The following is a 26,323-nucleotide window of genomic DNA, read 5'->3' as shown; positions in this document are numbered from 1 at the left end:
AATAGCGAGGTTTCATGGATTTTCATGCTTTACGCGATATCGTCGTCCTCTTCGGACTTGCCCTCTTTACCGTGGTCGTGCTGCGCAAGCTCAGGCTCCCCTCCATCATCGGCTTTCTGATCACCGGTTTCCTCGCCGGTCCCTACGCCCTCGGCTTTATCAGGAACACGCACCAGGTTGAACAGATGGCGGAGTACGGCGTGGTGCTCCTTCTTTTCACCATCGGCATGGAGTTCTCGCTGAAGGAGCTCATGCGCATCCGTCACATGGTGCTGATCGGCGGCGGGCTGCAGCTCGTTCTCACCATCATCGCGGTCGCCGTCATCGGGTCGCTGGACCATTTCCCCCTGTCGCAGGCCATTTTCTTCGGCTTTCTGGTCGCGCTGTCCTCCACCGCCATCGTCATGAAACTGATGATGGACGCCGGTGAGATGGACACCCCGCAGGGTAAGGCGGCGCTTGGCATCCTCATCTTTCAGGACCTCTGCATCGTCCCGCTCATGCTCTTCACTCCGTTTCTGGCCGGAGGGGGGGAGGGGCTCGCCGACATCGCCGTCGTTTCGGCCAAGGCGGGTGCCGTCGTCCTCGGTGCGCACTACGGCTCGCGCTTCGTGGTGCCGTGGCTCTTCGAACAGGTGGTGAAGACGAGAAGCCGCGAGCTCTTCGTCCTCTCCATCATCTTCATCGGCATGGGGACGGCCTGGCTCACCGCTCAGGTCGGGCTCTCACTCGCCCTGGGCGCCTTCATCGCCGGACTCGCCATCTCCGAATCGGAGTACAGCCACCAAGCGTTAAGCGACATCATGCCCTTCCGCGAAGCCTTCATGAGCCTCTTTTTCATCTCGGTGGGGATGCTCCTGAAACCGGCCATCCTGCTGAAGTTTCCGCTCCTCCTGATCGGCCTCGTCGTGTCGATCATCCTCATAAAAGCCGTGCTCACCACTGCGGTCGGTTTCGCCCTCGGGCTTCCCATGCGCATCGCGGTGATCGCCGGGCTCTCCCTCGCGCAGATCGGTGAATTCTCCTTTGTACTTTCCAGAAGCGGGCTCTCCTACGGCCTGCTTACCCGCGAGACGTACCAGCTCTTTCTCGGGGCGTCGATCGCCACCATGGCCTTGACTCCGCTCTGCCTGAAGATCTCCGGGCCGGTCGCGGATTTTCTCATCGGGGTATTGCCGCACCACTGGACCCGCGGCCGGAGCAGCCTGGCGCAAAACGGCGACAAGGTAGCCTTTCGAGATCACGTTATCGTCGTAGGCTATGGCGTGAACGGCAAGAATCTGGCGGGCGTTCTGAAAAACCTCGAGATCCCCCGCGTCATCATCGAGACCAATCCCTTCACGGTGCGCAGCCTGCGCATCCAGGGTGAATCGATCATCTTCGGCGACGCCTCGAAGCCGGAGATCCTCGAGCATGCCGCCATCAGGGACGCCCGCATCGTCGTCATAGCCATCTCCGACGCCGCCGCCAGCCGGCGCATCGCCGCCCTCGTCCGCCAGATGAATCCTTCCATTCACGTCATCGTGCGCACGCGCTACCTCCTCGAGATGGAGCCGCTCTTCAAACTGGGGGCGAACGAGGTGATTCCGGAGGAGTTCGAGACCTCGGTGGAGATCCTGTCCCGCGTGCTCAAGCGATTCCTGATTCCGCAGGATGTCATCGAGGAGTGTATTGCGGACGTGAGGCGCGACGGCTACGATATGTTGCGCAGCGCTTCAAAGCGTCACAGCCACGCCGTCGGGATTGCGGGCTTTCTCTCCGGTGCCGAGATCGGCAGCTTCCGGGTGCGCAAGAATGCCCCGCTCGAGGGGGAGAGCCTGCGGGGAGGGTTGTTGCGCACCCAGTCCGGTGCCACGGTGGTCGCCATCAAGCGTGGAGACCAGATCACCGCCAACCCCGATCCGATCTGGGAGTTCCAAACGGACGATATCGCGCTGCTCCTTGCCACTCCCGAGCAGATGCGCGTCGCCGCCAGGCTCTTTGAACCGGGGTGATTGCCTTCCTCCTTCAAGTTTGTACCCATCCAACCGAATGAAGTACCACGTGCCGGACCGTTTTTCCGGGCCAGCATTCTCAGCAAAAGGAGTATCCGACATGAAACAGAAGAAATCCAAGGCGCTTTCTTCGCTAGATTTCTGTGACCTTTCCCCTCTTTCCATGGACCGGCAGGGGCTCATGGATGATTTCATACACCACTACTGCCATCACCTGGGGCGCGACAAGTACTGCAGCAGCATGCGCTACCGTTACCAGGCCATCGCCCACACCATCCGTGAACGCCTCATTGAACGCTGGAACAACACGCGCTACGCCTACATAAACGCCGACTGCAAAACTGGTTATTACCTATCCCTCGAGTTCCTGATGGGGCGCGCCATGGGAAACGCCCTTTTGAACCTCGGCATCTGCGGTCCGACCGGCGAGGCCATGCAGCAACTCGGGATGGATCTCGAGGAACTGGCAGAAGAGGAGGTGGACGCGGGACTCGGTAACGGCGGCCTCGGGCGCCTCGCTGCCTGCTTCCTGGACAGTTGCGCCACGCTGCAGCTGCCAGTGATGGGGTACGGCATCCGCTATGAATACGGCATGTTCCGGCAGGATATCAAGGACGGCCGCCAAGTCGAGGAGCCCGATCACTGGCTTAGAGACGGCAACCCGTGGGAGATGGAACGCCCCGAGTACACCCAGCGGGTGCGCTTCGGCGGCCGCTGCGAGATACGGCGCAACGACGACGGCACGCAGAGCTACTGCTGGCTCGACACGCATGACGTTCTCGCCGTTCCCTACGACATCCCGATCCCCGGGTACCGAAACGGCACCGTCAACACCCTGAGGCTCTGGAAGGCGGCGGCAACCGATGTCTTCGACCTCGACGAGTTCAACGCGGGAAGCTACACCGAATCGGTCGCGATGAAGAACGAGGCGGAGAACATCACCATGGTGCTCTACCCCAACGACGCGAGCGAAAACGGCAAGGCCCTGCGCCTGAGGCAGCAGTACTTCCTCGCCTCGGCGAGCCTGCAGGACGTCATGGAGCGTTGGATTTACCGCCAGGGGAAGGTCTTCGACCACTTCGCCGAGCGCAACTGCTTCCAACTGAACGACACCCATCCAAGCTGCGCCGTACCCGAGCTTATGCGGCTACTCATGGACGAGCAGGGGCTCGGCTGGGATGAGGCCTGGGCCATCACCACGAGCACCATGGCCTACACGAACCACACCCTGCTCCCCGAGGCGCTGGAGAAGTGGTCGGTACCGCTTTTCAGGCAGCTCATGCCGCGGCTTCTCGATATCATCCTCGAGATCAACGCGCGCTTCTTAGCCGAGGTGGCGGCGCGCTGGCCCGGCGACGGGGAGCGTTTGGCCAGGATGTCCATCATCGAGGAAGGGGAGGTGCAGCAGGTCCGCATGGCCTACCTCGCTATCGTCGGGAGCTTCTCGGTTAACGGCGTCGCTGCGCTGCACTCGGAACTGCTGGTGCAGGGGCTCTTCCGTGACTTCTACGAGTTTTGGCCCGAGAAGTTCAACAACAAGACCAACGGCGTCACGCCGCGCCGCTGGCTTGCGCGCTGCAACCCGGGCCTCACCGCGCTCCTCGCCTCTCGAATCGGCGACGGCTTCGTGGCCGACCTCGCCAAAATCTCCGGGGCCGCGCCACTTGCCGATGATCCCGAATTCCGCGCGGCGTGGCACGCGGTGAAGCAGGCGAACAAGGAGCGGCTGGCTGCCCTCGTGCGTGAGCAGTGCGGTGTCGCCTTCAACACGGAAGGCCTCTTCGATGTCCAGGTGAAGCGCATCCACGAGTACAAGCGCCAGCTTTTGAACGTGCTGCACGTGATACACCTCTACGACCGTATCAAGCGCGGCGACACCGCCGAGTGGACCAACCGCTGCGTGCTGATCGGCGGCAAGGCGGCCCCCGGCTATTACATGGCGAAGCTGATCATAAAGCTGATCAACAACGTGGCGCGCGTGGTGAACGAAGACCCCGAGGTGGGTGACCGCTTGAAGGTCGCTTTCCTCCCCAATTACCGCGTCACCGCAATGGAGGTGATCTGCCCCGGGACCGATCTCTCCGAGCAGATCTCCACCGCCGGCAAGGAGGCCTCCGGCACCGGCAACATGAAGTTCATGATGAACGGCGCCATCACCATCGGCACCCTGGACGGCGCCAATATCGAGATCCGCGAGGAGGTGGGGGACGACAACTTCTTCGTCTTCGGGCTCACAGCCGAAGAGGTGGAGGGGCTGCGCAAAAGCTACAACCCGGCCGGCATCGTCGCCTCTTATCCCGACCTGGAGCGGGTCATGCAGCTTCTCGCCAGCGGCCGCTTCAACATGTTCGAAAAAGGGATTTTTGACCCGATCATCGCCGCCATCATGAGCCCGGCTGATCCCTGGATGGTAGCCGCCGACTTCCGCAGCTACGTGAAGGCGCAGCGCAAGGCCGCAGAGAGGTACCGCGACCGCGAAGGCTGGACCAGGATGAGCATCATCAACAGTGCACGCAGCGGGAAGTTCTCCACGGACCGGACCATCTCGGAGTACAACGAGGGGATATGGCACCTGAGGCCGGTGCAGCCGAAGCGGTAAACGGTATCTGCGCAGGATTACGATAACTTCTCCTCAAGATAAGCGCAGAGGTGCCGATACGTCAGACAAAGTAGTGGAAGTGATCACCGCTTGCCAACTACTTGAGTGGTCGACACATTCATGGCAACTGCGGAGGAAGCGATGTCTACGGCAAATTTACCGGTTAAAAAGGGTGAGTCCAGCAGCGAACTGATCCAGCTGGTGAGCTTCAATCTCGGTGCGGAAGAGTATGCCGTCGAGGTGCTCAAGGTACGCGAGATCATCAGGATGACCCCCATCACCCATATCCCCAACACCCCTCCGAGCGTGGAAGGGATCATCAACCTGCGCGGCAAAGTGATACCTATCGTGTCGCTCAGGAGCAGGTTCGGCATGAACAGCACCGAGGACGACCAGCACACGCGCATCATGGTCATGGACATCGACGGCAAGCTGATGGGTTTCATCGTCGACGGTGTATCCGAGGTGATCAGGATATCCAGCGGTGAGATCCAGCCCCCGCCGAGCATCGCCGCCGGCGGCGTCGACCAGGACTTCATCTGCGGCGTCATCAAGCACGGCGAGCAGCTGCTTCTCATGTTGCAGCTCGACCGCATGTTCACCGGCGCCGAGCAGGAAGCCTTCTCGAGCTTCGCTTAGCCAATCGTATTTCACACCCGCCCCTTCAAGCGCTCCCTCCCCCGGAGGGGGAGGGCAGGGGAGGGGGGAACTCTCAAAAATGAAGGGGAAGAACGGCTCCGGCCCTTCTTCCCCTTATGGTTTAAATAACCGTTCACCGACTCCCAACGTTGCGGAGCGGAGGCAGAACCCTTTGTCCCGTTCGAGCGCGTAGCTTCGCCAATCTGTCACTTTGACTCCTTAATTTGTCACTTTGCACTCTAATTTGCACTTTTACCTCTCTAATTTGCACTTTTACCTCTCTAATTTGCAAATTACCCCTCTAATTTGAAGATTTACCCCTCTAATTTGCAATTTAACCCTTCTGATTCGTCACTTTGACCCCTTAATTTGTCGTTTTGGTCATCCAATTTGACTATTGTAGTGCTACTTCGTCGATTTGCGCTCTGATATGACGGTTTACCCCCTCTCTTTGTTGATTTGATCCTGTAACTGTCGATTTCCCTGCTAAATTGGCGGATGACTACGATTTTGCCCGAATGGTCTTGAGCAGCATCGAAGAGAGCCGGTCGAGAAAGGCTCTCCTGTCCTTGTCATCGTAGAAGATGTCTCCTTTCTCGTTGCCTCGGACGATCACATGCTGAAGGCTGCTATCTGTCGGCGAGAAGGTGCCCGTGCATGTCACCGGCAGGGTGGGGACACTGAGCTTCGAAGGTGGCGATATCATACAGGTCATTCAGTGACTACGGCTTTCCGCCTGAGTTTTGAAGGACCAACTTTGGGGTGTGCTCAGGTGCATTGTGTGGTAGAGTGGCGCTTCCCCGCGGCTGGGGGGATTTCGTGAGAAAAGGGGGGGACATGCCATTTGTCAACATCAAGATAACCAGGGACGGCGCTACTGCTGAACAGAAGGCGACGCTGATCAAGGGGGTAACGCAGTTGCTGGTGGATACCCTCGGCAAGAACCCGGCTACAACGGTCGTCGTCATCGAGGAGGTGGATACGGATAACTGGGGGATCGGCGGCGAGTCCGTCACCGCACGTAGGAAGGCGGGCATATAACGGGACATCTGTTCAATTTATCGACACTTCTGTGCAAAAAAAGTGTCGAAATGTTTTACACTTTACTCAGTTGACTGTAAAGGTCGCCGCCGATGAACGGGCGCGGGGCCTTGATAGCCGTATTTACGACCTTTTCAACGCAGCGAATAAACCTGTACGCCAATGCTGCCATGGCATCTTCTATGCTACATGTTTGGCAACAGACGGCGGACCCCGAAACGGGGGCGGGTCAGACACCGTTTCCGCCAAGAGAAGGAGGTGGCCAATGGGATACTTAAGCTATGGCCACGAGTTCATACTATCGATTGTCTTACTGCTGGTGGTTCTGCATTTCGTTCTGGATCTGCTGCCGATGCTTTATAGCCGCGTGCGCCTGTTGTTCGCATCTACACCGGTGAGAATAACCAGCGGGCTCGTCATCATCATCGCCGCCTTCTTCCTGCTGTAAGGGTGCGTAGCAGTCTCGCAGTACGCTCCCTTGCATGAAACTGGCGAAGAGTTCTGCCACCTAAAACTAAAGCCGGATAGGTCATTCAGCGACCTTCCGGCTTTCGTGTTTATTTGAGCTTAGGGGCGGGGTCGAGTCCGCTAAATCGGGCGGCGCCTCGACTGAATCTGCCGGTACAGGATGCCGGCTCCCCAGGCGAGCCCGCCGATCATGAAGAGCGTACCGCAGAAGAAAGAGATCCGCGCGATGACATGGTCGTATTGAAGGAGCCCCAACCGTGTCAGGATAATTTCCCAGTCATGGTAGTCTTCGACTTCGCTCCCCGTTACCCCGCCGAGCAGCATCAATTGCCCAGCCCTAGCGTCGTCCATGTATGGCGCTATGTCCATGAAACTCTGGCCGAGCCACCAAACACCTACCGTAGCGGCGAAGTGATCCTTCCTTCGCAGAAAGGAAGCGGTTACCACCGCAGGAATGAGCCATTGGCCTAGTGTCCCACCCAGCACCTGGATGAAGCGCCCGAGCGGAGCAAAGATGACGTGCCCGGCTTCGTGGAAGGGGAGGTTTACAAGGTGCATGTACGAGCGTGAAAAATCTTCGCCACTGATCGGCATGAAAATGAACTTGCTGCCCCACACGAGTAGTATCGCCCAGATCACAAGCCTACCCGCAAGCTGAAGGGTATCCATGTCCCCTGTCGTCTCTTCGATCTTCCCTTCATGGATGGAGGTCGGCGGGGACTGGGAAGCTGAGTGGTCGACACGCACCTTGGCGAAGATGACGCCGCAGCGCAGACATACCTCGGTATCGTCGGGCTGTGCATGGGCACATTTCGGGCAGATCATTAGGGTCCTTGTCGTAGCCGGTAGGATCACTGCTGCTCGGAAACTCCGCAACGCAGCACGAGCTTCACCTTGCAAGCTTCCTGCAGCAGATCGCTCTTCGCCTTGGCACCGTAAAGCTCGACGGACATCTCTTCATCACCGTTCAGGGTGAGTTCCAAGGTGTCCTGGGTGAGGGCGCAGTCAACTCCCTGCACCACGGCGTTGCGGCGGCGGTCGAGGCCGTCGCACAGGCGCAGGATGCCGCCCAGGCGGGCTACCAGCAGCTGGTCGTCCGGGGACAACCGGGTGAACTCCTCGTGCTTCTTCTTCGGGACCGATTTGCGGTGGTACCGCGCGATATTGGCCATCAGCTCGCGCTCACGCGGCGTGAAGCCGAAGAGGTCGGCGTGGCGGATCAGGTGGTAGGAGTGCTTGTGGTGGCTCGAATAGCTTATGAAGTAGCCGACGTCGTGCATGATGGCGGCGGCATCTAAAAGCCGCATCTCCTTAGGTCCCCAGCCGTAGCGTGGGGCGAGGGCCTTGAAGAGCTGCAAGGAGAGCCGCGCCACATGCTCGGCGTGTCCTTCGTCGATGTGGCAGGAGTGGGCGAACTCGAGCGCGCTGTCGCGCCAGGAGCGCCGTTTCTTCTCCGGCAGGAGGTTCCGTCTGCGCAGCCCGCGCAGGATGAGTCCTTCGCGGATGCCACGCTCGTTCACCTTCAGGTGGTTCACCTGGAAGAAGTCCATCAACTCGTCCACAACGGTCACTCCCGCGACGATGATGTCGGAGCGCTCCGGGTTGAGCCCCGGGATGGCGCGCCTCTCCTTGTCGCTCTTTCTGGCGAGCATGGCCAGCAGATGCACGACTTCCGAACGCAGCAACTCGTAGCCGTGCAGCGAGTCGAACTTCTCCTTGCGCGCTGCCGCGACCATGGCGGCGATCGCGGTGACGGTGCCTCCAGAACCGACCAGGCACTGCATCCCGCTACGTTCGCCGGTGCAGGCGGTTTTCAGCGACTTGCGGATGTGCTTGCGCAGTTTCTGGTGCTCCGTGCCGAGTACCGGGTCGCTCTTTAAAAAGCTCTCGGTGAGGAACACGGCGCCAAGCTCAAGGGAGAGCATCTCCTCGGTATGCGTGCCGAGGGCGGATATGAGTTCCAGGCTGCCGCCGCCTATGTCGAAGATCAGGTGCCGCACCCCCTCAAGCTCGAAGTTGTGCTGGGCCGAGAGCGCGGCAAGCTCCGCTTCCTCCTCGCCGCTGACCACCTCGATCTCGAGACCGGTGCTTTTCTTTATCGCCCGGACCAGTTCGGCACCATTGGACGCCTTGCGCACGGCGCTGGTGGCGACCGCATCGATGGCGCTCACCTTGTAGCCGTCGATGATCTTTTTCTGGCGGGTGAGGGCCTCGATGGCGCGCTCCCACGCCGCGGGCGCTATGGCCCCGGTCTGGTGCAGTCCTTCGCCCAGGCGTGCCAGGACCTTCTCGTCGTCCAGGATCCTGTATTTGCCGTTTCCCGAGGTCTCTATGACGATGCTGCGGATGGAGTTGGTGCCGATGTCTATTGCGGCGAGCCTGGTCTGTTTCAACTGCTGCTCCTTGGACTGCGGTAGGAGGGGAGGGGGGATCGCTAGGCGAGGGCCCTCAGCACAACCTTTCTCGCTTTCTTGAAACCCTTGCGCACTTTCTTGAGGCTTGCTTCTTCCAGCCCGGTCACCTTCTTGCCGGCCTTTTGAAGCGCCTTTGCAAGGCGCTTGGAGCGCTTCTGCCCTACGTCCTGCATCTGCGCCAGCGCGTTCTCGATCCGCTCCAGGTCCGAGCCTAGCTTTCTGCCGCATTTCTCCGACATCTGCTCGGCGAACCTGTCGCGCGTGGTCTGTGCCAGGTTTTCCACCTTCTCGCGCACCTCGCTCACGCGCGCGAGCATCTGCTGTGCCGAGGCATTTTGATGTTCCTCAGCCATCCCGGCCAGCTCTGTCGCCTGTTGCAATATGGACTGGATGTGGCGCGTATTGATGCCGCGTACCTTGCGCAGCCCGTCCTCTCCGGCCTGGGCGATCTTGGCGAAGCTGTCAAAACCTGCGTCGTACAACCGTTTGCCAAGGATCGCGCCGACCCCTTTCAACTGCCTGAAGTCTGCTGCCGACTGAACCATCGTAAGTGCTCCTTCTTTGCGTACTGTTATCCGCCTTGGCGCAGGCGGTCCACCGCTTTGCCGCGCGAGGTGACGATGCGTCCCCCACCGGTCACCAGTTGCAGGAAATGTGCGTCGCCCGTTCCGTCCGCGGCCCGCTTGAATGAAACGGTGCCCCCCTTGGGTAGGGTGAGGGAGTCGGTCTCGCCGAAAAGCGCCTGTGTCACGAGACCCAGGTCCGGCTCGTGCCCGACCAAAGCCACTTCACCGGCCTGCGGGTAGAGCCTCAAAAGCTCGTCCAGCGCCTCCGGGCGGAAACCGGGGGCGAGTTGCGTGGCGACGATCAGTTCGCGCTTGTAGGAGAGTTTCTCGGCGAGTATGTCTGCTGTCTGCACGGCGCGAATGAGTGGGCTGGTGAGGATGAGGACAGGGGATATACCCAGAGTGGCCAGGCTTTTTGCCGCTTTCCTGAAACGTCGTCTGCCGCGACGGGTGAGGTAGCGATGCTCTTCCTGTATCTCAGGTGTTCTCTCAACGGCTTCTGCGTGGCGCACGATATGGATGATCATGGTGTTCTCCATAAATTAGGCAACGTTAAAGACTTTAACCAATCTATCTGGATTTGCAACCGGCACTTTCATTTTCGCGCAGTAAGCGCACCGGTAAGGGATGGTGTGGGAGAGAAGGTATTGTGTGGTCCCTCCCTTGCGGGGGAGGGACTGATTGAGGGAGGTGTCTAGCGCTTTTCAACCAGAAGCTGTGCGAGGCTCTGTTTGACCGAGTCGGTGATGGCTTCGGAAGGAAGGGAGCCGCCTACGCCTCTGAGCCAGAAACGGTCTACCGCGGTATCGCCCAAGGTGTCGATGGTCATCTTGACCGGGAACAGGCAACGCATGCTGAAGTGGTCCAACAGGTCCCCTAGGAAACCGAGCCGGTCGATCCCCTTGATCTCGATGAACACGCTTCCTTCGTGGCGTGGGGGCGGTTCCATCCTGAAATCGAGCAACTCGATCCGTGCCGCCTTATGGTCCGGTTCGGTACCGGCGAGGGCGAGGAAGTCGATGCCCTCCGGACTCTTGGCGAAGGGGGCACTCTTAAGTTCGAAGCGCGAGCGCCAGTGGCTGGCGTTCACCTTTTCGGCAGAGCCGCTTATGATGCTGACGCGGTGGTCGGCAAGGCCCGCTGCAAGCCTGCCGGTCCAACCGGGGGCCAGAAAGCCGTAGAGTTCCAGCAGGTAGCCGTTCGGCCTAGCCGCCATCGGCACGATGGTGAAGCCGGCCTGTGCGAAGTCGGTAATTGTTGTGCCGGTCATTGACTCTCTTTTCATGGCTAAGCTGTTCATTGCCGCTCCTTTATTTCAGTGACGCGACAGAGCGTCAGGTATTTGGGGGATCTTCCGCCCGTAGTTCGTGCGCCTGCAGGGCGCTCATGGTCGGTGCTGTAGCATCTCCTTACCGCATCCTGCGAGAAAGGCGAAGACCTCGCCACGGCTCTCCAGAAAACGCGGCAGGTCGCGGTTCATGAGGTCCTCCAGAAAGTGCAGGGTGTCTGCGTCATCGCACTGTAGCTCGTCCATTACCGCGGTCAGCATCGGAACGATGTCGTAGAGGTCGTCGCGGTTGAAGGGTGAGGGATCGCCGGGGCCTGAGAACTTGGGCTCGTACTTCTGCTCCGTCACTTTCGGATAACGGTACTTGAGGTCTGAGGGGTGAACGGTGATCCCCATGGCGCCTCCTAGCGGCACCCGCAGGTGGAACTGCTGCAGCTCGTCCTGCAGGTGAGCTGTGCTTGCGGGTCTCTGGCGTGTCGGTCGAAGCAGTCCAGGGACTCCCTGGTGATGAACCACCCTTGTTCTGAGAGGGTTCCATGCAGGGCCTTTTGCTTCAGCAGCATGAGGATCTTCGTCTCGGTGGTTGAGAGCTCCGCCGCGGCTTCGGCGGCTGTGACGTGTTCTTTCCCGTCGATCATCTCGGTCATTGCAGTCCCTCCTTAAATTTGGGACTTTACACGGAGCATGCCAGTCAAGCTTCTTTGATCGCAGGTGTGGTATTTCAGGGTGTTAGCGGCTAAGCGCTCTGTATTGCTATAAGCATGTTGCTGATTTAATAGCCATGGTGCTCTGCATGGGGCACTCCATTCAGCAGAACGAACGGTTGTTGATGGTTGTTCTGGGTGAGGCAAATCCCCTCTGTCCCCCCTTCGCAAAGGGGGGGACGTAAGGCCACGCTCACTGCTTCGAGGCTAACGCACTCATGCTTTCTCAGGGGGGTCCTGAAGAATCTTCACAAAGGGCGCAACGCAGGGGCAAAGGAGACAGGCACCTTCGGTGCCAGTCTCCTTTGTGGCTGCAACGGCGGGTGCAGTTGGCGGTTGATAACGTCGGCGGAACATAGTAACCTGCGGCGGTATTTTCATCGCCACGTCCGAGAGACTTTATGCTGACACAATCGCTGCGCGACTCCCTGGAGACGCTGGTCGAGGCCGAACTCCCTTCGCTGGTCGAGTCGTACAAGAAACTGCACGCCCACCCCGAACTCTCGGGACAGGAGCGGGAAACTGCCGCGTTCCTGGCGGGTGAGTTCCGCACGCTAGGCTTCACGGTCACCGAGGGGATCGGCAGGTACCAGCGCTTCGATTGGCCTGGCTACGGCATCGTGGCGGTGCTGGAGAACGGGGATGGACCGACGGTCCTTTTACGTGCCGACATGGACGCGCTTCCGGTGGAGGAAAAGACCGGACTTCCCTATGCGAGCAGGGCCAAGGGGATTTACCGGGACGGTAGCGAAGGTGCGGTCATGCATGCCTGCGGGCACGACGTGCACATGTCCTGCCTGCTGGGAGCGGCGCATGTGCTTTCCCGCTGCCGCGCGAATTGGTCCGGTACGCTGGTGCTGGTCGCTCAGCCGGGAGAAGAGGGGGGCGACGGGGCCCAGGCGATGATCGACGATGGTGCGTATCGGCTCTGCCCGAGGCCCGACTTCGCGCTTGCGCTGCACAGCACGCTGTTTCTGAAGGCTGGGACCGCCGGCTGGGCGCCGGGGAATTTCCTGGCTAGTTTCACCGAGGTCGAGGTGGTGGTGCGCGGGGTAGGGGCGCACGGTTCGGCACCCGAATGCGGCAAGGACCCGGTGGTGCTTGCCGCGCAACTCGTGCTTGCCTTCCAGACCATAGTGAGCAGGGAGATATCGCCGCACGAACCTGCGGTACTCACCGTGGGGTCGATTCACGGCGGAGCCGCCTGCAACGTCATCCCTGAGGAGGTGGTGCTGCAGCTTTCCATACGCAGCTTCGACGACCGGGTGCGCGACCGCATCATCGAGTCGGTGCGGCGCATCTGCGAGGGAACTGCGCTTGCCGCCGGGGTGCCGCAGGAACTGGCTCCCGTGGTGCGGGTGCTTGCCGCGCATCCGGCGACCTGTAACCACCCGGTGCTCGCCGAGCGCCTGGCCGTCGCATTACGTGTGGCGCTCGGCGAGGAGAACGTGGTCCGCTCGGCGGCACGTATGGTGAGCGAGGATTTCGGTACCTGGGGGCTCGGGGGAGAGATTCCCATCTGCATGTTCTGGCTGGGCGCTGCGGACCCGCAACGTTTCGAGGCGTTCGCGGCTTCGGGGGGCTCGCTTCCATCGCAGCATTCGCCGCTCTACGCTCCGGCTCCGGAGCCGACGTTGAAGGGCGGGGTGATGGCGCTATCGACGGCGGTGTGCGAGCTGTTGCAACCGGATGAGGGTTGATAGACGGTTTATCTTAGAAGCAAATCCCCCCTGTCCCCCCTTCGCGGAGGCTACGGGCGGCAGGCTCCCCCTTCGCAAAGGGGCGACTGTGGAGCGTGCAGCGCTTGTTGTGACACAAAGCCTGCTTTCGAGGAATCTCCGCCAGAACCAAAAGAGAAGGGGCGCACCGCGTGGTGCGCCCCTTTTTATTCGCCTTTAGCTGTCGTATTTCTTGTGCTGCGCTTCTTAACTGTGATTTGTGATTGCTTCTTCGCCGCTGTGTTGCGTCAGCGATCTTCCCTTTGCCGGGGGGGCACTTCTTCTCGGCCGCGTCCATGGGCAGGCTCGGCCTCACGCGCGGGGGGCTCTGCGCGTTTTGGTGCCGGTTCCACGGTCTGTGGCTGCGGCGGTTTGACGACGGGCGCGGGTCGCGTTGCGGCCGGATGGGGCACCACAGGACGCGTCTGGGGCGCGGGGACACCGGCTGGTTCTTTTACCGCAGGCTCGGCAGTTGGGGGATGCCGTACTCCGCGTGGTGCAGTACCGCGCTCGGCCGGTTTTACTGGCGTAGGCGCGGTGACTGTCGGTGTTGCGGGTGTATGGGGCGCTGCCGCGGGAGCCTGAGGCGTCGCCGCGGGTGCTTGCGGTTGCGGCTTGACGGCAGGACGCTGGCCCCTGCGTCTTGGTTCTCCCTTGCCTCGCTCAGCACCGCGCTCGCCGGTAGTGGCGGAAGGCTGCGGCTTCCCGGTGGGGGGCGTTGCGGACGACGGTGACGGTTTTCCGGGAGCGGCAGGCTGCACGCGGGGCGGTTGCCCTTGCTGTGGAACCGCCTGCCCTTTCGGCGCCTGAGGGGCGCGCGGCTGCGTGGCTGAAGGCCCGCGCTGTTTCGTCGCCGGCGGGATGACCCCTTTTGTCGTCGGCGCCGTCGTTGCCGGCACTCCGGGGCGGGTAGCTGCCGGTTCCCTGCCGGTCCAGGGTTCACTGCGTCTTTCGGTTCTTGGTCGCGGCGTTGGTACGCCGCCGGGGCGAGGCACCGCAGGCCTTGGCTGGCGTGCCACGCCCGGTGGCAGCGGCGGCATCCTTCTCTCGTCACGATGCCTTTGGGTCTCGACGCGGAGCTGCTCGCGGTACGTGCGCGTATCACGCTGGATCACCCGCTCGTTCACGCTGATCACGGCGGCCCTGCGGTTTATGTAGATGTTGCGCCGGTCGTGCACGTAGGGACGTGAGCGCCGGACCCACCCGGAACCCCGCCAGCCGTGGTAGTACACGCGATGCCCGCGCCAGTCGCAGTCACGGTTGAGCCACGGACCAAGTGTAAAGGCGATACCGAAGGAGATGGCCGGGGTGGCTGGATAGAAACGCTCCACGTAGACCACGTAAGGGTCGTAAATCGGAACGTAGACGTACTGCGGTCTTGCCGGGACGATCCTGATCATGTCACCGTCGAAAAACACCTCCTGCTGGCGTGTCGAATAGAGGTTCCCCTGGTCGTACGCCCATCGACGCAACCGCTGGATCGAATCCATCACGTCCTGGGGCTGCTCAATGTAGGCCTGCCCGAGCGAAGCGGTCCACTGGTACTCCCGGTCCATCATGTAGAGGATCTGAGGGTAGTGGGCGACGGCACGCACGCTTATGTCCCAGGACTGGTAGTCGATGTCCGACGTGTTGCCGTAGAACCTCACGTAGCGAGCTGCATCGTGGATCTGGTCCACGAAGGTTGCGGCGGGTAGGATCTGGGCGATGAGCGGGTCCGCGTAGAGTGCGATGGGGGCGAGCAGGTCGTCAAGTTCTTCCGGGTAGAGGAGATCCTCCTCGTACTGGTATTGATCGGAAGCGGTGTAATACCCGGGTTCTGATTGAGCTCTCAGCGGGGTGACTGCGAAGGAAAGGGAAAACAGCAGGGCCAGCATCAACGGTATATAGGATCTTTTCATGGTTTCTCCCGGTGGGATCTACTATCAAGGATTACCGTCCCAGTCTATCAAAGTCGCGCGACGATGGCAAAGCTTGGGCGGGACTGGTCAGCAGCCGGACTGCATGGCCATGATCTTCTCGTGCAGCCCTTCCATGTCGAAGGGCTTCTGTATGTAATGCAGCTCTTTCTCAGGGTGGATGCCGCGCCTTGCGATCATCTCATCGGAATAGCCGGTCATGAAAAGGACCTTGGTCTCCGGGCGCAGGGCCGCTATGCCACGGGCCATATCGAAGCCGTTCATCTCCGGCATGATCACGTCGGATAGCACCATGTCGATCTTTTTGCTGTTGTCGCCGCAGATGGCGAGGGCGAGATGGGGACTGGCTGCCTGGATCACCTGGTAGCCTATCTTCTCGAGCATCTGCGTGGCCATGAGGCGCAGCATGTCGTCGTCCTCGACAACGAGAACGGTGCCCGATCCAATCATCGCTGCCGGCTTGCTTTCCGGCTGGACCGCCACGTCGCCGGTAAGCATTGGGAGGTAGATCTGGAAGCAGGTCCCCTGTCCCGGTTCGCTCTCCACATCGATGAAGCCGCCGTTTTGGGTGACGATGCCGTAGACCGTGGCAAGACCGAGCCCGGTGCCACGTCCCACCTCCTTGGTGGTGAAAAAGGGCTCGAAGATGCGCCGCACCACCTCGCGCTCCATCCCGGTGCCGGTGTCGATGACGCTCAGGCACGCATAGGGTCCGGGTTTCGCATCGAGGCGGAAGTCGCAGAACTCGGTATCGACGGTGACGTTTCCGGTAGCAACGGTAAGCGTGCCTCCTTCGGGCATGGCGTCGCGGGCGTTTACCGCCAGATTCATGAGGATCTGGTCTACCTGGGAGGGGTCGATGCGTACCGGCCAGAGCGCGTCGTCCGGGACGAAATCGAAACGGATCTCCTCACCGATCAGGCGGCTTAGCGTCTTCTTCATCTCAAGGCAGTGATCGTTCAGGTTCACCCGCCTCGGGGAGATGATTTCCTTACGGGAGAAAGCGAGGAGCTTGCGCACCATGTCACGGGAGCGCTCCCCGGCCTTGATGACCTCCTCGAGGTACAGGGAGAGGGGGGGGGCACCGGCCGCTTCGAGCTGGCAGAGTTGGGCGTAACCAAGCATGACGCTCAGCATGTTGTTGAAGTCGTGGGCAACCCCGCCGGCCAACTGGCCGATCGACTCCATTTTCTGCGAGTGCCTTAACTGCGCCTCTACCTTCCTGTGCTCGGTTATGTCGATGCCGAAGCAGAGGGTGCCGACGACGGTTCCCTTTTCCACGATGGCGCTGTTGCGCCACGAAATGGTGCGCATAGCCCCTGTCTTGGTCACAATTTGCCCCTCGCAGGCGCAACCTCCGGTGCCGGCCTCCGCCTCCTGCGGGATGCAGCACATCTTGTGGAAGGCCTCGGCACCCATCAAGGTCTCGAACCAGCTCCTTCCCAGGAGCTCCTCCTGCCGATAGCCGGTCATCTCCTCGCCGGTGCGGTTGATGAGGGTTACCTCCCCTTTGAGGTTAAGCCCCAGGATCATCAGGCAGGCGGCCTGGATCAGGTTCTCGGTGTACTCCTTCGCAGCGGTGAGCGCCTCCACCGATTGCCTGCGCTCGGTGATGTTTTCGATGGAGAGCACGGTGCAGGCTATGCGCCCCTCCTGGTAGACCGGCGTGGCGCCGCAGGCTATCGAGACGGTGCCGCCGTCTTTGGTGAGAAATTCCGCTTCGAACTTTACTATCTCGGCGGTGCCGGACGTGACGAGATGCAGCTGTCGCCGCACCATGTCGATGCAGTAGGGACAGACGAATCCGCCGATGTCGCGCCCGATAAATTCCGAAGGCTGAAATCCTGATAGCTCGGTACAGCGTGCGTTGGCCATGTCAACTGTGCCGTCGAGGTTGAGGACGATGAGCGCGTTGGCGCTGCTTTCCATGACTTTTTTCAGGAACGTGTAGGAGTCCTGCAGTTGACGGTTGGCCTGGTTGATGACGCGGAAGGGGAGTAATACGAAGACGATGAGGGAGAGGCTGAAACCGGCGACCGCTACCAGGGCGGCCCTTTTTATGATGGGGCGCAGCGACCGGCTGATTTCGACGCTCCCGATGACCTTGTCGCCGTAGAAGATGGGACGGGTACGCAGGATCACCGGTGCTGCGAGCTCCCCCCCGCTTGCTGCCAGTTCCCTACCCCCGGCGTCGAGGATGCGGTGCCTTTCTGCAGTGGTGGGGGTGCCGTGACTGGAGAGGATGGCATCGAGCCGGTGCGCTTCGTCGTGCCAGGAGTCCGGGCGGATATTGCCAAGCGAGGTGATGATGCGGGCGTTGATCTCGGTCTCGGTCTCGAGGCTGCCCAGCGCGTGCTGGTAGCTGACCGCAAAATAGCCGAACGGGAAGAAGAGGGTTACGAGAAGGGCGAGAATAACCGTGCAGTTGATGGTGAAATGGCCTGTCTGCTTCTCGGAACCGGTCATGGGGAGCGCTCCTTGCGCATCAACCAGGTGCGGGACTTCGTTGTCCGGTGCCGCAGCTGGGACGCCTTTGCACCTCGGCGCGCAGATTAGCATTGTATTAATAAAAAGAGAAGTGATTTGTAGGAAAGACCGCATAGAGAGACTGGGAAACGTATACGCGATCGTCCCTCTGGCGGCCGCGCTCCAGGGGGGATATGCGTTGACAGGCTGGGGGGCATCCTGTATAAAAACCGTGTCACTATATTGAAATTCGTGCTACGCGGTGTCGACCCGGAAGCACACGGAGGAAACTAGATGCACATGGCGGACGCTCTGCTATCCCCGTCGGTCGGGGGGGCCATGTGGGCCGTTTCCGCAGGCGCCATTGCCTGGGGATCGGCACGCCTTGGTCGCGAGAGCGACGATCGCATCGCACCGCTCATGGGTGTGCTGGGCGGCTTTCTTTTCGCCGCCCAGATGATCAACTTCTCCATCCCCGGGACCGGCTCGAGCGGGCATTTAACCGGCGGTCTGCTCCTTGCCATCCTACTCGGCCCGAGCGCCGCCTTTCTCACCGTGGCGTCGGTTCTCGTCGTGCAGGCACTCTTCTTCGCCGACGGCGGCCTCTTGGCCCTCGGCTGCAACATCTTCAACCTCGGGGTGATCCCCGCCTTCATCATCTATCCGCTTTTGTACAGAAGGCTGATCGGCACAGCGCCGGGGCCCCGCCGCGAGGCGGCGGTGACGCTTTTCGCAGCGCTCTGCGCCATGCAACTGGGCGCTCTCTGTGTGGTGCTGGAGACGGCGCTCTCCGGGGTATCCGAGCTGCCGCTTGCGAAGTTTCTCGCGCTTATGCTCCCGATCCACCTCGCCATCGGCGCGGTCGAGGGGGCGGTTACCCTCGCCGTAGTCTCCTTCCTGCGCAAGGCCCGTCCGGAGCTGCTCGCCCGAAAGGCTCACGCAGAGGCCGCGCCTTCGCTTAAGCCGTTTCTCGCCGCTGCCCTCGTCTGCGCCCTGCTGGTTGCAGGCGGGATCTCCCGTTTCGCTTCCGATAAGCCTGACGGGCTTGAGTGGTCCGTCGCCGGTGCGGCCGGTACCGCTGCGCCGGTTGCTCAGCACGGCGTGACCGCTTACCTGCACGCGCTGCAGGGACGGCTCGCGTGGTTCGCCGAGTACCGCATGCCGGCAGGGGAAGGGGTGGCCGCTCAACAGGCAGGCCCGGGTGCCGCCGGTGTGGTCGGCACGCTCATCACCCTCTTTATCGTGGTCGCGGTGGCGGCGCTTCTGCGCCGGGCGAAAAGGGGAGGGGCCGCTCCCGAGGCGTAGCGCGCTCGGCTGTGGTTTCGGCGAGGAAAAGGGCATGGCATCGGTACATGGGGCACTGCTTGATTTGAAGCGGCTGGATCGGCTCGCGGGGGGCGATACCGTGCTGCACCGCCTGGATCCACGCACCAAGGTGCTCGCCACCCTCATCTTCATCCTCTGCGTCGTCTCCTTCGGGAGGTACGAACTCTCCGCTTTGGTTCCCTTCCTGATCTACCCCGCCGTGCTCATCGCCATCGGGCGGCTTCCCGCCGGGTACCTCGCCTCGCGGGTTCTTCTGGTCTTCCCCTTCGTCGTCGCGGTCGGCATCTTCAACCCGTTTCTCGATCGGGAGGTACTCTTCCGTCTAGGCGGCATCGGGGTGACCGGCGGCTGGATCTCCTTCGCCTCCATCATGCTGAGAACCGCGCTCACCGTGGCTGCCGCACTCATACTCACCGCGCTCACCGGCTTCGTCCCCATCTGTCGCGCCCTTGTCGGGCTCGGCATGCCCAAGGTGTTCGCCATGCAGCTCCTCTTTCTCTACCGCTACCTCTTCGTGCTGGCCGATGAGGGGGGACGTGCGGCGCGCGCGAGGGAGATGCGCTCCTTTGGCGGCAGGGGGAGGGGGCTTGCGAGCTACGCTCCACTGCTTGGGCACCTCCTCTTGCGCACCTGGCAGCGCGCCGAGCGCACTCACATGGCGATGCTGGCCCGCGGTTATAACGGCATGCTTCCCGCGGCCGAGTCCAGGCGCCCGGGGCTTTCGGATTTCCTTTTCGTCCTTTTCTGGGGCGGCCTCCTCATCACCCTTAGGCTGTGCAACCTTCCCCGACTCATCGGGGCGCTGGTAACGGGAACCCTGTCATGAGCCACCACATCATCGAGATCGAACACCTGCGCCACGTTTACCCGGACGGCACCGAGGCGCTGCACGACGTAACCTTCAGCGTAACCCACGGTGAGTCCGTGGCCGTCATCGGAGCGAACGGGGCGGGAAAGTCGACGCTCTTAGCCCACCTGAACGGGCACCTGCTTTCCAAGTCAGGAGAGGTGCGCATAGGCCACGTACCGGTCAGCCGCGCGACCCTCGACCAGGTGCGGCGCACCGTCGGCATGGTGTTCCAGGACCCCGATGACCAGCTTTTCATGCCCACGGTACGCGAGGACGTTGCCTTTGGTCCCATGAACCTGGGGATCACAGGTGAGGAGCTGAAGCGATGCGTGGCCGATGCGCTGTGCCGGGTGGACGCGGAGCATCTCGCCGGGAAGGCGCCGTACCATCTCTCCGCAGGTGAGAAGCGGCGGGTGGCCATAGCGACGGTGCTTTCCATGTCCCCCAACGTGCTGGTGATGGATGAGCCGACAAACGGCTTGGACCCTTACGCCCGCAGGCAGCTGATCGGGCTTTTGAAGGATTTTCGGCACAGCAAGATCATCACGAGCCATGATCTCGACATGGTGCTTGAGGTGTGTGAGCGGACCATCGTCCTCTCTGGCGGGGCGGTGCGCGCGGACGGTCCGACGCGGGAGATATTCAGGGACGAGCGGCTTTTGAGGGAGTGCCGTCTTGAGAAGCCGCTTTCCATGCAGGGATGCCCGGTCTGTGGTGGGTGAGGGTAAACGAAAAAAGCCCCGGATTGCTCCGGGGCTTTTGATAAAGTTCTACGCTATATGTCTGACTTAGACCCTGGAAACGTTGGCCGCCTGAAGACCTTTCGGTCCCTTGACGATCTCGAAGGTCACGGAGTCACCCTCGGTGAGGGATTTGAAGCCGTCGCTGTTGATGGCGGAGAAGTGAACGAAGACATCCTCGCCGTTCTCCTGCTCAAGAAAACCAAACCCCTTGCTGTCGTTGAACCATTTTACCGTGCCGTTTACCATTTACTTACTTCTCCCTGTACATCCATTTTGTTATAACCTGCGGGAATTCGCGGGTGCGTAACCATACCAGTCTGCATACTCCGTGTCAATCTTTTTTTAAGATCGGTTTAAAGTGTTCTGTTTAGTATACAGCATGTGCCTGTACTGGCCTTGGCTTTGCCGCGCTGCCGGCTTTATCAGGAGAGCCACGACGCTTCGGGTACTTATGCCGATAATGCGGGACGTCTGTGTCGCATCGCGTTTGCATTTACACTCACTGCATGAGGATGCCAAGATCTCATGTCTAGGCGCGGATGCATATCTTCGCGGTGCCTCCTGTCGGTGCTGGTGCCAATGACAGTTGTTTACTCCGCTCAGACAATTTCCCTTTCATCTGATAAAATCTTTTTGTGTCAGGGCTCCTGGTCGTGTTAGGATGTTATGATAAAGATACGTTTTTAAAACAATCCTGAACTGTGTGACAATCCATGACCGCCCGTTACCAACAGAGACTACCTGATGAAATAGAACTCGAGCAGCGGCGCGCCGAGCTTGCTTCGCTGCGCGCCCGCCATGCCGAGGCGAGCGCCGTGCTGCACCAGTTGCGCCAGGAGATCGCCGGGTTCGAGCTGAACTACCAGGAGACGCTGGGCAAACGGATGGCCGAGCTTGAACGGATCGAAGCCGAGATCGACCGGTTCACCGGGGCCGGCAGCGCTGCGGAAGAGGACTTCTGCGAGGGGACCGCCGCCGCGCAGGACGACCAGGATGACTACCTGGACGGCCGCACCTATCAAAGCGGCAAGGCCTTCCGCGGCGGCGATGGGCGCGGAAGCCGGGGCCGGGTCTGGAAGGCTGATGAGCAGGACATCAAGTCCCTTTACCGAGAGGTTGCCAAGGCGATTCATCCCGATCTTGCCGGTGACGGTCCCAATTCGGTGCGGCACGAACTGATGCTGAAGGCGAATCGGGCCTACGCCGAGGAGGATCACCGCACCCTGAGGGAGATCCTGAGGAACTGGCGGCGGCACTTCCCCGAGCAGGCCGAGCAGAGCGACATCCGGGCGGAGCTTGCACGGGTGAAACGGCAGATCGCGGTGGAGGTGGAGGCGATCCGCGAGGTGAACGAGCAGATCGAGGAACTTCGCTCCAGCTACGTGCATCGCTTCAAGCTGCGTGTCGACGAGAGCATGGCGGCGGGGAGCGACCTCTTCGCGGAGATGGTGGCTGCGGCCGAGATCAACATCGCCCGTGCGCTTAGGCGTCTCGCCTCGCTCAAGGGGGAAAAGGTGCGCAGCGCCGTGCGCGGTGCGACGAGGCAGGCGCGCATCGTCTCCTTCCCGGCCGATGCCGCGTGCGGCGACCTTTACCTGCGCGACCTGCGTTCTGCGAACTTCAGCGACTGGAAAAAGAGCGGGCCGGCCATCGGTCCGGTGCGGGTGTATCTCGATCAGGCGCTGCGCCTGGACGTGAAGGGCGTGGTAGGGGAGAAACTGAGACTTTTGCAGGGTCTGAACCCGGAGGATCTGCAGGCGCTCTTTCTTTACGACGCGCTGGACGCCGATCTAGACCACATCGTGCATCTGACCGGACTGGAGGAGCTCTACCTCTGCGGGACCGCCCTGACCGACGCGGCGCTCCTCGGGATTTCGACGCTTACCGCGTTGAAGAGGATCTACCTGTACCAGACAAGCATCTCCGACCGCGGTCTCGTCTACCTGCAGGGAATGCAGGGGCTGCAGGGGCTTACCAGCAGCGGCAACAGCATCACCGACGAGGGGCTGGCCGGGTTCCAGAGGGCCTTCCCGGGGGTGAAGACGGTGAGTTTCAAGTGGAAGCGCTGAGGTAACAGGCGCTGCCAGCTCTTTTGAAAGAAGAAAGCCCGGGAGAGGATTCTCCCGGGCTTTCTTGCGTTGGGCCTTGGCGGACTGGAAATCAGATGTCCAGGAAACGCGCCATGTCGGCAATCAGGTCGTCCGGGTCCTCGAGACCTACGGAGAGTCGCACCAGGGTGTCCTTGATGCCGCGGGCTTCCCTTTCTGCAGGGGGCATAGCGGCGTGTGACATCTTCGCCGGGTAGGAGAGGATGCTCTCTACGCCTCCGAGGCTGACGGCAAAGGCGGCGAGTTCCACTCCCTCAAGAAGGCGCGTGGTGAGCTCGAAGCTTGCAAGCTCGAAGGATAGCACGGCGCCCGGTCCGCTCGATTGGCGCTTGTGCACCTCGTAGCCCGGATGGTCTGGAAGCCCCGGGTAGTACACTCGCTCCACCTGTTTCTGCTCATTGAGCCATAGCGCTATTTTTTGGGCACTTGCCTGGTGTTCCTCCATGCGTACCTTGAGGGTTTTCAGGCCGCGCAACACGAGCCAGCAGTCCTGGGGACCAAGTACCGCGCCGAAGGCGTTCTGGATGAAGCGGAGCCTCTTGCCGAGCTCGGGATCGCGGGCGACGGCGAAACCGCAGATCACGTCGGAGTGACCGTTCAGGAACTTGGTACCGCTGTGCAGCACGATGTCGCAGCCAAGCTCGAGCGGCCGCTGCAGGTACGGGGTCATGAAGGTGTTGTCCACGATGGTCAGGATGCCGTGCTCCGCCGCCAGCGCGACCGCCGCGGAAAGGTCGGTGATCTTGATGAGCGGGTTCGACGGGGTCTCCAGGTAGAGCGCCTTGGTCTCCGGGCGGATCGCGGCGGCAAGGGCCGCCGTGTCGGTGGCGTCCACGAAGGTGGCCTCGAGTCCCCACCCCTTGAACAGGGTCGACAGGAGCCTGAAGGTTCCGCCGTAGACGTCCTCGCATACGACGAGGTGGTCCCCAGGGGCGAAGAGGAGGATGGTGGAGGCGATGGCCGCCATCCCCGACGCGAAGGCGAGCCCGGTGGCACCCTTCTCGAGTCCCGCGACCGCCTCCTCCAGCGCCTCCCTGGTCGGGTTGCCGGAGCGGGCGTAGTCGAAGCGGCCGAAATGATCCATCGACTGCTGGGCGAAGGTGGAGGTGTGGTAGATGGGGTGACTCACCGAGCCGTGCTGGGGATCGATGGGGTCGCCGCCGTGGATCAGTTCGGTTGCGAATTTCATGCGTGCTCTCCTTATTCGAATGCCTGCGCCAAGTCGGCGATCAGGTCGTCCTTGTCTTCTATGCCTACCGAGAGCCGCAGCAGCAGGTCGTTGATGCCGAGGCGCTGCAGCGTTTCCGGCTCGATATCCGCGTGGGTCTGCACCTTCGGGAAGGTGATCAGGCTCTCGACCCCGCCGAGGCTCTCCGCGAAGGAGATGAGCCGTGTCTTCATAAGCAGCCGCTCGACCAGTTCGGGACGGGTCACCTCGAAGGCGATCATCGCACCGAAACCGGCGCACTGGCGCTGCATGAGGTCGTGGCCGGGATGCTCAGGAAGGCCAGGGTAATAGACCCGCCCGACGCCGGGGTGATCCTTCAGCCATGAGGCGAGGGCAATCGCGTTCTCCTGCTGGCGCTCCATCCGGATGGTGAGGGTCTTGATGCCGCGTATGGTGAGCCAGGAATCCTGGGGGCCGAGCACCGCGCCGGCGCCGTTTTGGTGGAAGTACACCTTTTCGGCGAGGGCGGCGTCCTTCACGGCTACGAGTCCGCACACCGTGTCGTTGTGGCCGGAGAGGTACTTGCTACCCGAGTAGACGGTGATGTCGGCGCCGAGATCGAGACAACGGACGAGGTACGGCGTCAGGAAGGTGTTGTCGACGATGCAGAGCATCCCCTTTTCCTTGCAGAGTGCCGCGAGCGCCGCCACATCGGCCACCTTGAGAAGAGGGTTGGTGAGCGACTCGACGAAGAGAGCACGCGTGTTGGGGCGGATCGCCTGTCTGACCAGCTCGACGTCGCTCGTGTCGACATAGCTGAAGCTCAGGCCGAACTGTTGGAACAGTTTTTCGAAGAGCCGGTAGCTCCCGCCGTAGAGGTCCTCGGTGACCACAAGGTGATCGCCGCGCTCGAAAAGGAACATGAGGCTCGTGATCGCCGCCATGCCGGAGGCGTAGGCAAAACCGCGGCTCCCCCCTTCCAGGTGCGCAATGCCCTCTTCGAGGGCCTGCCGGGTGGGGTTACCCGAGCGGCTGTAGTCGTAGCCGGTGCTCTGTCCAAGGCCTGGATGGCGGAAGGTCGCCGTCTGGTAGATCGGCACCGTCACCGCTCCGGTTCTCGTCTCGCGCTCCAGGCCGATCTGTGCTGCAGTTGTCGCGATGTTCATGTTTGCCTCCAAAGCAAAAAGTCCCCTTCCGGGGGAGGAAGGGGACTTCGTACGTATCGGTCCGCACTTCCTTATCTTCCGGAACTTTTGGTTCCGCAGGATTTGGCACCTTCCCCCCTAAGGGGAGGTTGCCGCGATGTCATAGGGCCAGTCCCTCGATCGCTCTGGATAAGTCATGCTATTCGGTTGTATGGGGTGAATCCTTGAATACTTGCGAAGATACTAATACAAGAGTGGTGCAGTTCTGTCAACGCTAAAAGTCGACTTCTTGACTAAAGTAAAAGTTATTTGCGGCAAATGTTTTCCTCGCACGTGGCTGTGATGGCAGCGCATCTCCGTTGCGAAGTCACAGCGTGACCGATGTAATGCCTTGTGGCGGCTTCCTGTCCTGTTTCATGAGCATCTTGCGATGCACGCCAGTCTTTGCTGCAGCAATGCTTTGAGTTTGTGAATCCTCTTTGGTCACAGTACTGGCAGATACAACAAAGCCGCTGTCATTGGGCATCAAGTGCTGCTTCAGTCTCTTAGCTAAAGACGCTCTGTAATATAATTGAAAATACCAATTTGACAATGCAAAGAAACCTGCCACTATAATGCAAGCAAGTAATGATCAATGGAGGGAAAATAAATGGCCACTTTGGTAGAGATCGCGGCACAGATCGTAGCTTCGCATGCGTCGAGTACTCCCATGACCTCGGATCAGCTTATATTCGAAATCAGCAAAGTTCACAACGCGCTCAAAAACCTTGAAGCGGGTGAACCAGTCGAGGGATTAGAGGAAGCGAAGCCTTCCGTTTCTGTGAAGGATGCATTCAAGAAGGGCGAAGTCGTTTGCATGCTGTGTGGAAAGGGCGGTTTCAAGACGCTGGCGCGGCATCTCAACACCGCTCACGGCATGAAACCGGGCGAGTACAAAAAGCAGTTCGGCATTCCGGGCAAGCAGCCGCTCGCCGCCAAGAACTATTCCGAGGCGCGCCGCAAGATGGCCCTCGACCGCGGTCTCGCCGACAACCTCGCCAAGGCCCGCGGTGTGCGCATGGCCAACATCGAGGCGAAGAAAGCCACCCCGGTAAAGCCCAGGGCCGCCAAGGCTTCCAAGGCCCCGAAGGATACGGCCAAGGCGAAGACCGCCTAAGGCTCGTCACA

24 protein-coding genes and 1 riboswitch are annotated in these 26,323 nt (G+C 61.0%); of the genes, 11 read left to right on the top strand and 13 right to left on the bottom strand.

Features of this window, described 5'->3' with window-relative positions:
- The first annotated feature begins 14 nt into the window (after nucleotides 1-14).
- The 5 genes from E8L22_RS13235 (at nucleotide 15) to E8L22_RS13215 (ending at nucleotide 6,721) form a co-directional block, all read left to right on the top strand.
- On the top strand, nucleotides 15-1,994 hold the full coding sequence (locus tag E8L22_RS13235) for a monovalent cation:proton antiporter family protein (protein WP_136525621.1): 1,980 nt from the start codon (nucleotides 15-17) through the stop codon (nucleotides 1,992-1,994).
- Nucleotides 1,995-2,094: 100 nt separating this feature from the next.
- Nucleotides 2,095-4,593 carry a glycogen/starch/alpha-glucan phosphorylase gene (locus E8L22_RS13230; RefSeq protein WP_136525620.1) on the top strand — a complete coding sequence of 833 codons (2,499 nt, stop codon included), beginning with the start codon at nucleotides 2,095-2,097 and terminating at the stop codon, nucleotides 4,591-4,593.
- Nucleotides 4,594-4,734: 141 nt separating this feature from the next.
- Entirely contained in the window at nucleotides 4,735-5,232 is a 498-nt protein-coding gene (locus E8L22_RS13225; protein WP_129126199.1) for a chemotaxis protein CheW, read from the top strand.
- 837 nt (nucleotides 5,233-6,069) lie between these two features.
- Nucleotides 6,070-6,273 carry a 2-hydroxymuconate tautomerase family protein gene (locus E8L22_RS13220; RefSeq protein WP_136513529.1) on the top strand — a complete coding sequence of 68 codons (204 nt, stop codon included), beginning with the start codon at nucleotides 6,070-6,072 and terminating at the stop codon, nucleotides 6,271-6,273.
- Between the two features lie 265 nt (nucleotides 6,274-6,538).
- Complete coding sequence (locus E8L22_RS13215; RefSeq protein ID WP_135869719.1) at nucleotides 6,539-6,721, top strand: hypothetical protein; 183 nt, start codon at nucleotides 6,539-6,541, stop codon at nucleotides 6,719-6,721.
- A 140-nt stretch (nucleotides 6,722-6,861) separates the two neighbouring features.
- Here the strand turns inward: E8L22_RS13215 and E8L22_RS13210 are convergent, their stop codons facing one another.
- The 7 genes from E8L22_RS13210 to E8L22_RS13180 form a co-directional block, all read right to left on the bottom strand.
- Nucleotides 6,862-7,566 carry a zinc ribbon domain-containing protein gene (locus E8L22_RS13210; protein ID WP_136525619.1) on the bottom strand — a complete coding sequence of 235 codons (705 nt, stop codon included), beginning with the start codon at nucleotides 7,564-7,566 and terminating at the stop codon, nucleotides 6,862-6,864.
- Nucleotides 7,567-7,592: 26 nt separating this feature from the next.
- Nucleotides 7,593-9,134 carry a Ppx/GppA phosphatase family protein gene (locus tag E8L22_RS13205; RefSeq protein ID WP_136525618.1) on the bottom strand — a complete coding sequence of 514 codons (1,542 nt, stop codon included), beginning with the start codon at nucleotides 9,132-9,134 and terminating at the stop codon, nucleotides 7,593-7,595.
- A gap of 41 nt (nucleotides 9,135-9,175) precedes the next feature.
- The gene (locus E8L22_RS13200; RefSeq protein WP_136525617.1) at nucleotides 9,176-9,700 is read right to left on the bottom strand and encodes a helix-hairpin-helix domain-containing protein; all 525 of its coding nucleotides are present in this window, start codon (nucleotides 9,698-9,700) and stop codon (nucleotides 9,176-9,178) included.
- A gap of 26 nt (nucleotides 9,701-9,726) precedes the next feature.
- Nucleotides 9,727-10,248 carry a SixA phosphatase family protein gene (locus E8L22_RS13195; protein WP_136525616.1) on the bottom strand — a complete coding sequence of 174 codons (522 nt, stop codon included), beginning with the start codon at nucleotides 10,246-10,248 and terminating at the stop codon, nucleotides 9,727-9,729.
- Nucleotides 10,249-10,415: 167 nt separating this feature from the next.
- Nucleotides 10,416-10,991 (bottom strand): hypothetical protein, encoded by a 576-nt coding sequence (locus tag E8L22_RS13190; protein WP_136525615.1) that lies wholly within the window; start codon nucleotides 10,989-10,991, stop codon nucleotides 10,416-10,418.
- A 114-nt stretch (nucleotides 10,992-11,105) separates the two neighbouring features.
- A complete protein-coding gene (locus E8L22_RS13185; protein ID WP_136525614.1) occupies nucleotides 11,106-11,405 on the bottom strand; it encodes a hypothetical protein in 300 nt (99 codons plus the stop codon).
- Between the two features lie 8 nt (nucleotides 11,406-11,413).
- Nucleotides 11,414-11,656: a hypothetical protein gene (locus tag E8L22_RS13180; RefSeq protein WP_136525613.1), complete on the bottom strand. Its 243-nt coding sequence runs from the start codon at nucleotides 11,654-11,656 to the stop codon at nucleotides 11,414-11,416.
- A 458-nt stretch (nucleotides 11,657-12,114) separates the two neighbouring features.
- On the opposite strand from E8L22_RS13180, the gene E8L22_RS13175 reads away from it, so the two are divergent.
- A complete protein-coding gene (locus E8L22_RS13175) occupies nucleotides 12,115-13,413 on the top strand; it encodes an amidohydrolase (RefSeq protein ID WP_136525612.1) in 1,299 nt (432 codons plus the stop codon).
- A 266-nt stretch (nucleotides 13,414-13,679) separates the two neighbouring features.
- Here the strand turns inward: E8L22_RS13175 and E8L22_RS13170 are convergent, their stop codons facing one another.
- Both E8L22_RS13170 and E8L22_RS13165 read right to left on the bottom strand, forming a co-directional pair.
- The gene (locus tag E8L22_RS13170; protein WP_136525611.1) at nucleotides 13,680-15,332 is read right to left on the bottom strand and encodes a DUF3300 domain-containing protein; all 1,653 of its coding nucleotides are present in this window, start codon (nucleotides 15,330-15,332) and stop codon (nucleotides 13,680-13,682) included.
- 87 nt (nucleotides 15,333-15,419) lie between these two features.
- Nucleotides 15,420-17,816, bottom strand: a complete 2,397-nt coding sequence (locus E8L22_RS13165) for a hybrid sensor histidine kinase/response regulator (protein WP_136525610.1) — start codon at nucleotides 17,814-17,816, stop codon at nucleotides 15,420-15,422.
- Between the two features lie 294 nt (nucleotides 17,817-18,110).
- On the opposite strand from E8L22_RS13165, the gene E8L22_RS13160 reads away from it, so the two are divergent.
- The 3 genes from E8L22_RS13160 to E8L22_RS13150 are packed head-to-tail and all read left to right on the top strand — an operon-like array spanning nucleotide 18,111 to nucleotide 20,714.
- The gene (locus tag E8L22_RS13160) at nucleotides 18,111-19,121 is read left to right on the top strand and encodes an energy-coupling factor ABC transporter permease (protein WP_136525609.1); all 1,011 of its coding nucleotides are present in this window, start codon (nucleotides 18,111-18,113) and stop codon (nucleotides 19,119-19,121) included.
- Nucleotides 19,122-19,155: 34 nt separating this feature from the next.
- Nucleotides 19,156-19,968, top strand: a complete 813-nt coding sequence (gene cbiQ / locus E8L22_RS13155; protein WP_136525608.1) for a cobalt ECF transporter T component CbiQ — start codon at nucleotides 19,156-19,158, stop codon at nucleotides 19,966-19,968.
- The gene (locus E8L22_RS13150) at nucleotides 19,965-20,714 is read left to right on the top strand and encodes an energy-coupling factor ABC transporter ATP-binding protein (protein ID WP_136525607.1); all 750 of its coding nucleotides are present in this window, start codon (nucleotides 19,965-19,967) and stop codon (nucleotides 20,712-20,714) included. The genes cbiQ and E8L22_RS13150 overlap by 4 nt, the downstream gene beginning before the upstream one ends.
- Before the next feature lie 66 nt (nucleotides 20,715-20,780).
- On the opposite strand, the gene E8L22_RS13145 is transcribed toward E8L22_RS13150, so the two are convergent.
- Nucleotides 20,781-20,981, bottom strand: a complete 201-nt coding sequence (locus E8L22_RS13145) for a cold-shock protein (RefSeq protein WP_129126184.1) — start codon at nucleotides 20,979-20,981, stop codon at nucleotides 20,781-20,783.
- 467 nt (nucleotides 20,982-21,448) lie between these two features.
- Here E8L22_RS13145 and E8L22_RS13140 point away from each other — a divergent pair, with 467 nt between their 5' ends.
- Nucleotides 21,449-22,804 (top strand): J domain-containing protein, encoded by a 1,356-nt coding sequence (locus E8L22_RS13140; protein WP_136525606.1) that lies wholly within the window; start codon nucleotides 21,449-21,451, stop codon nucleotides 22,802-22,804.
- A 91-nt stretch (nucleotides 22,805-22,895) separates the two neighbouring features.
- Here E8L22_RS13140 and E8L22_RS13135 read toward each other — a convergent pair whose 3' ends face one another.
- The 3 genes from E8L22_RS13135 to E8L22_RS21390 all read right to left on the bottom strand — a co-directional run bounded on the left by E8L22_RS13135 (nucleotide 22,896) and on the right by E8L22_RS21390 (nucleotide 25,682).
- Nucleotides 22,896-24,032 carry a trans-sulfuration enzyme family protein gene (locus E8L22_RS13135; RefSeq protein WP_136525605.1) on the bottom strand — a complete coding sequence of 379 codons (1,137 nt, stop codon included), beginning with the start codon at nucleotides 24,030-24,032 and terminating at the stop codon, nucleotides 22,896-22,898.
- An 11-nt stretch (nucleotides 24,033-24,043) separates the two neighbouring features.
- Nucleotides 24,044-25,177, bottom strand: a complete 1,134-nt coding sequence (locus E8L22_RS13130; RefSeq protein ID WP_136525604.1) for a trans-sulfuration enzyme family protein — start codon at nucleotides 25,175-25,177, stop codon at nucleotides 24,044-24,046.
- Nucleotides 25,178-25,245: 68 nt separating this feature from the next.
- A riboswitch (SAM riboswitch) is annotated at nucleotides 25,246-25,352 on the bottom strand.
- A 171-nt stretch (nucleotides 25,353-25,523) separates the two neighbouring features.
- Nucleotides 25,524-25,682 (bottom strand): hypothetical protein, encoded by a 159-nt coding sequence (locus E8L22_RS21390; protein WP_162604834.1) that lies wholly within the window; start codon nucleotides 25,680-25,682, stop codon nucleotides 25,524-25,526.
- Nucleotides 25,683-25,805: 123 nt separating this feature from the next.
- On the opposite strand from E8L22_RS21390, the gene E8L22_RS13125 reads away from it, so the two are divergent.
- Entirely contained in the window at nucleotides 25,806-26,312 is a 507-nt protein-coding gene (locus tag E8L22_RS13125; RefSeq protein WP_136525603.1) for a MucR family transcriptional regulator, read from the top strand.
- Nucleotides 26,313-26,323: the final 11 nt, after the last annotated feature.

Origin of the sequence: Geomonas ferrireducens, from assembly GCF_004917065.1 — a bacterium.
GTDB classification, from domain to species: domain Bacteria; phylum Desulfobacterota; class Desulfuromonadia; order Geobacterales; family Geobacteraceae; genus Geomonas; species Geomonas ferrireducens.
The sequence above is the reverse complement of the archived record's forward strand: the minus strand, read 5'-3'. Positions and strand labels throughout refer to the sequence as shown.

Bases quoted from the DNA above. Each gene is read 5' to 3' on its own strand.
- E8L22_RS13235 (WP_136525621.1), top strand. From the start codon at position 15: ATGGATTTTCATGCTTTACGCGATATCGTCGTCCTCTTCGGACTTGCC.
- E8L22_RS13230 (WP_136525620.1), top strand. From the start codon at position 2,095: ATGAAACAGAAGAAATCCAAGGCGCTTTCTTCGCTAGATTTCTGTGAC.
- E8L22_RS13225 (WP_129126199.1), top strand. From the start codon at position 4,735: ATGTCTACGGCAAATTTACCGGTTAAAAAGGGTGAGTCCAGCAGCGAA.
- E8L22_RS13220 (WP_136513529.1), top strand. From the start codon at position 6,070: ATGCCATTTGTCAACATCAAGATAACCAGGGACGGCGCTACTGCTGAA.
- E8L22_RS13215 (WP_135869719.1), top strand. From the start codon at position 6,539: ATGGGATACTTAAGCTATGGCCACGAGTTCATACTATCGATTGTCTTA.
- E8L22_RS13210 (WP_136525619.1), bottom strand. From the start codon at position 7,566: ATGATCTGCCCGAAATGTGCCCATGCACAGCCCGACGATACCGAGGTA.
- E8L22_RS13200 (WP_136525617.1), bottom strand. From the start codon at position 9,700: ATGGTTCAGTCGGCAGCAGACTTCAGGCAGTTGAAAGGGGTCGGCGCG.
- E8L22_RS13195 (WP_136525616.1), bottom strand. From the start codon at position 10,248: ATGATCATCCATATCGTGCGCCACGCAGAAGCCGTTGAGAGAACACCT.
- E8L22_RS13190 (WP_136525615.1), bottom strand. From the start codon at position 10,991: ATGACCGGCACAACAATTACCGACTTCGCACAGGCCGGCTTCACCATC.
- E8L22_RS13185 (WP_136525614.1), bottom strand. From the start codon at position 11,405: ATGGGGATCACCGTTCACCCCTCAGACCTCAAGTACCGTTATCCGAAA.
- E8L22_RS13180 (WP_136525613.1), bottom strand. From the start codon at position 11,656: ATGACCGAGATGATCGACGGGAAAGAACACGTCACAGCCGCCGAAGCC.
- E8L22_RS13175 (WP_136525612.1), top strand. From the start codon at position 12,115: ATGCTGACACAATCGCTGCGCGACTCCCTGGAGACGCTGGTCGAGGCC.
- E8L22_RS13170 (WP_136525611.1), bottom strand. From the start codon at position 15,332: ATGAAAAGATCCTATATACCGTTGATGCTGGCCCTGCTGTTTTCCCTT.
- E8L22_RS13165 (WP_136525610.1), bottom strand. From the start codon at position 17,816: ATGACCGGTTCCGAGAAGCAGACAGGCCATTTCACCATCAACTGCACG.
- E8L22_RS13160 (WP_136525609.1), top strand. From the start codon at position 18,111: ATGCACATGGCGGACGCTCTGCTATCCCCGTCGGTCGGGGGGGCCATG.
- cbiQ (WP_136525608.1), top strand. From the start codon at position 19,156: ATGGCATCGGTACATGGGGCACTGCTTGATTTGAAGCGGCTGGATCGG.
- E8L22_RS13150 (WP_136525607.1), top strand. From the start codon at position 19,965: ATGAGCCACCACATCATCGAGATCGAACACCTGCGCCACGTTTACCCG.
- E8L22_RS13145 (WP_129126184.1), bottom strand. From the start codon at position 20,981: ATGGTAAACGGCACGGTAAAATGGTTCAACGACAGCAAGGGGTTTGGT.
- E8L22_RS13140 (WP_136525606.1), top strand. From the start codon at position 21,449: ATGACCGCCCGTTACCAACAGAGACTACCTGATGAAATAGAACTCGAG.
- E8L22_RS13135 (WP_136525605.1), bottom strand. From the start codon at position 24,032: ATGAAATTCGCAACCGAACTGATCCACGGCGGCGACCCCATCGATCCC.
- E8L22_RS13130 (WP_136525604.1), bottom strand. From the start codon at position 25,177: ATGAACATCGCGACAACTGCAGCACAGATCGGCCTGGAGCGCGAGACG.
- E8L22_RS21390 (WP_162604834.1), bottom strand. From the start codon at position 25,682: ATGCCCAATGACAGCGGCTTTGTTGTATCTGCCAGTACTGTGACCAAA.
- E8L22_RS13125 (WP_136525603.1), top strand. From the start codon at position 25,806: ATGGCCACTTTGGTAGAGATCGCGGCACAGATCGTAGCTTCGCATGCG.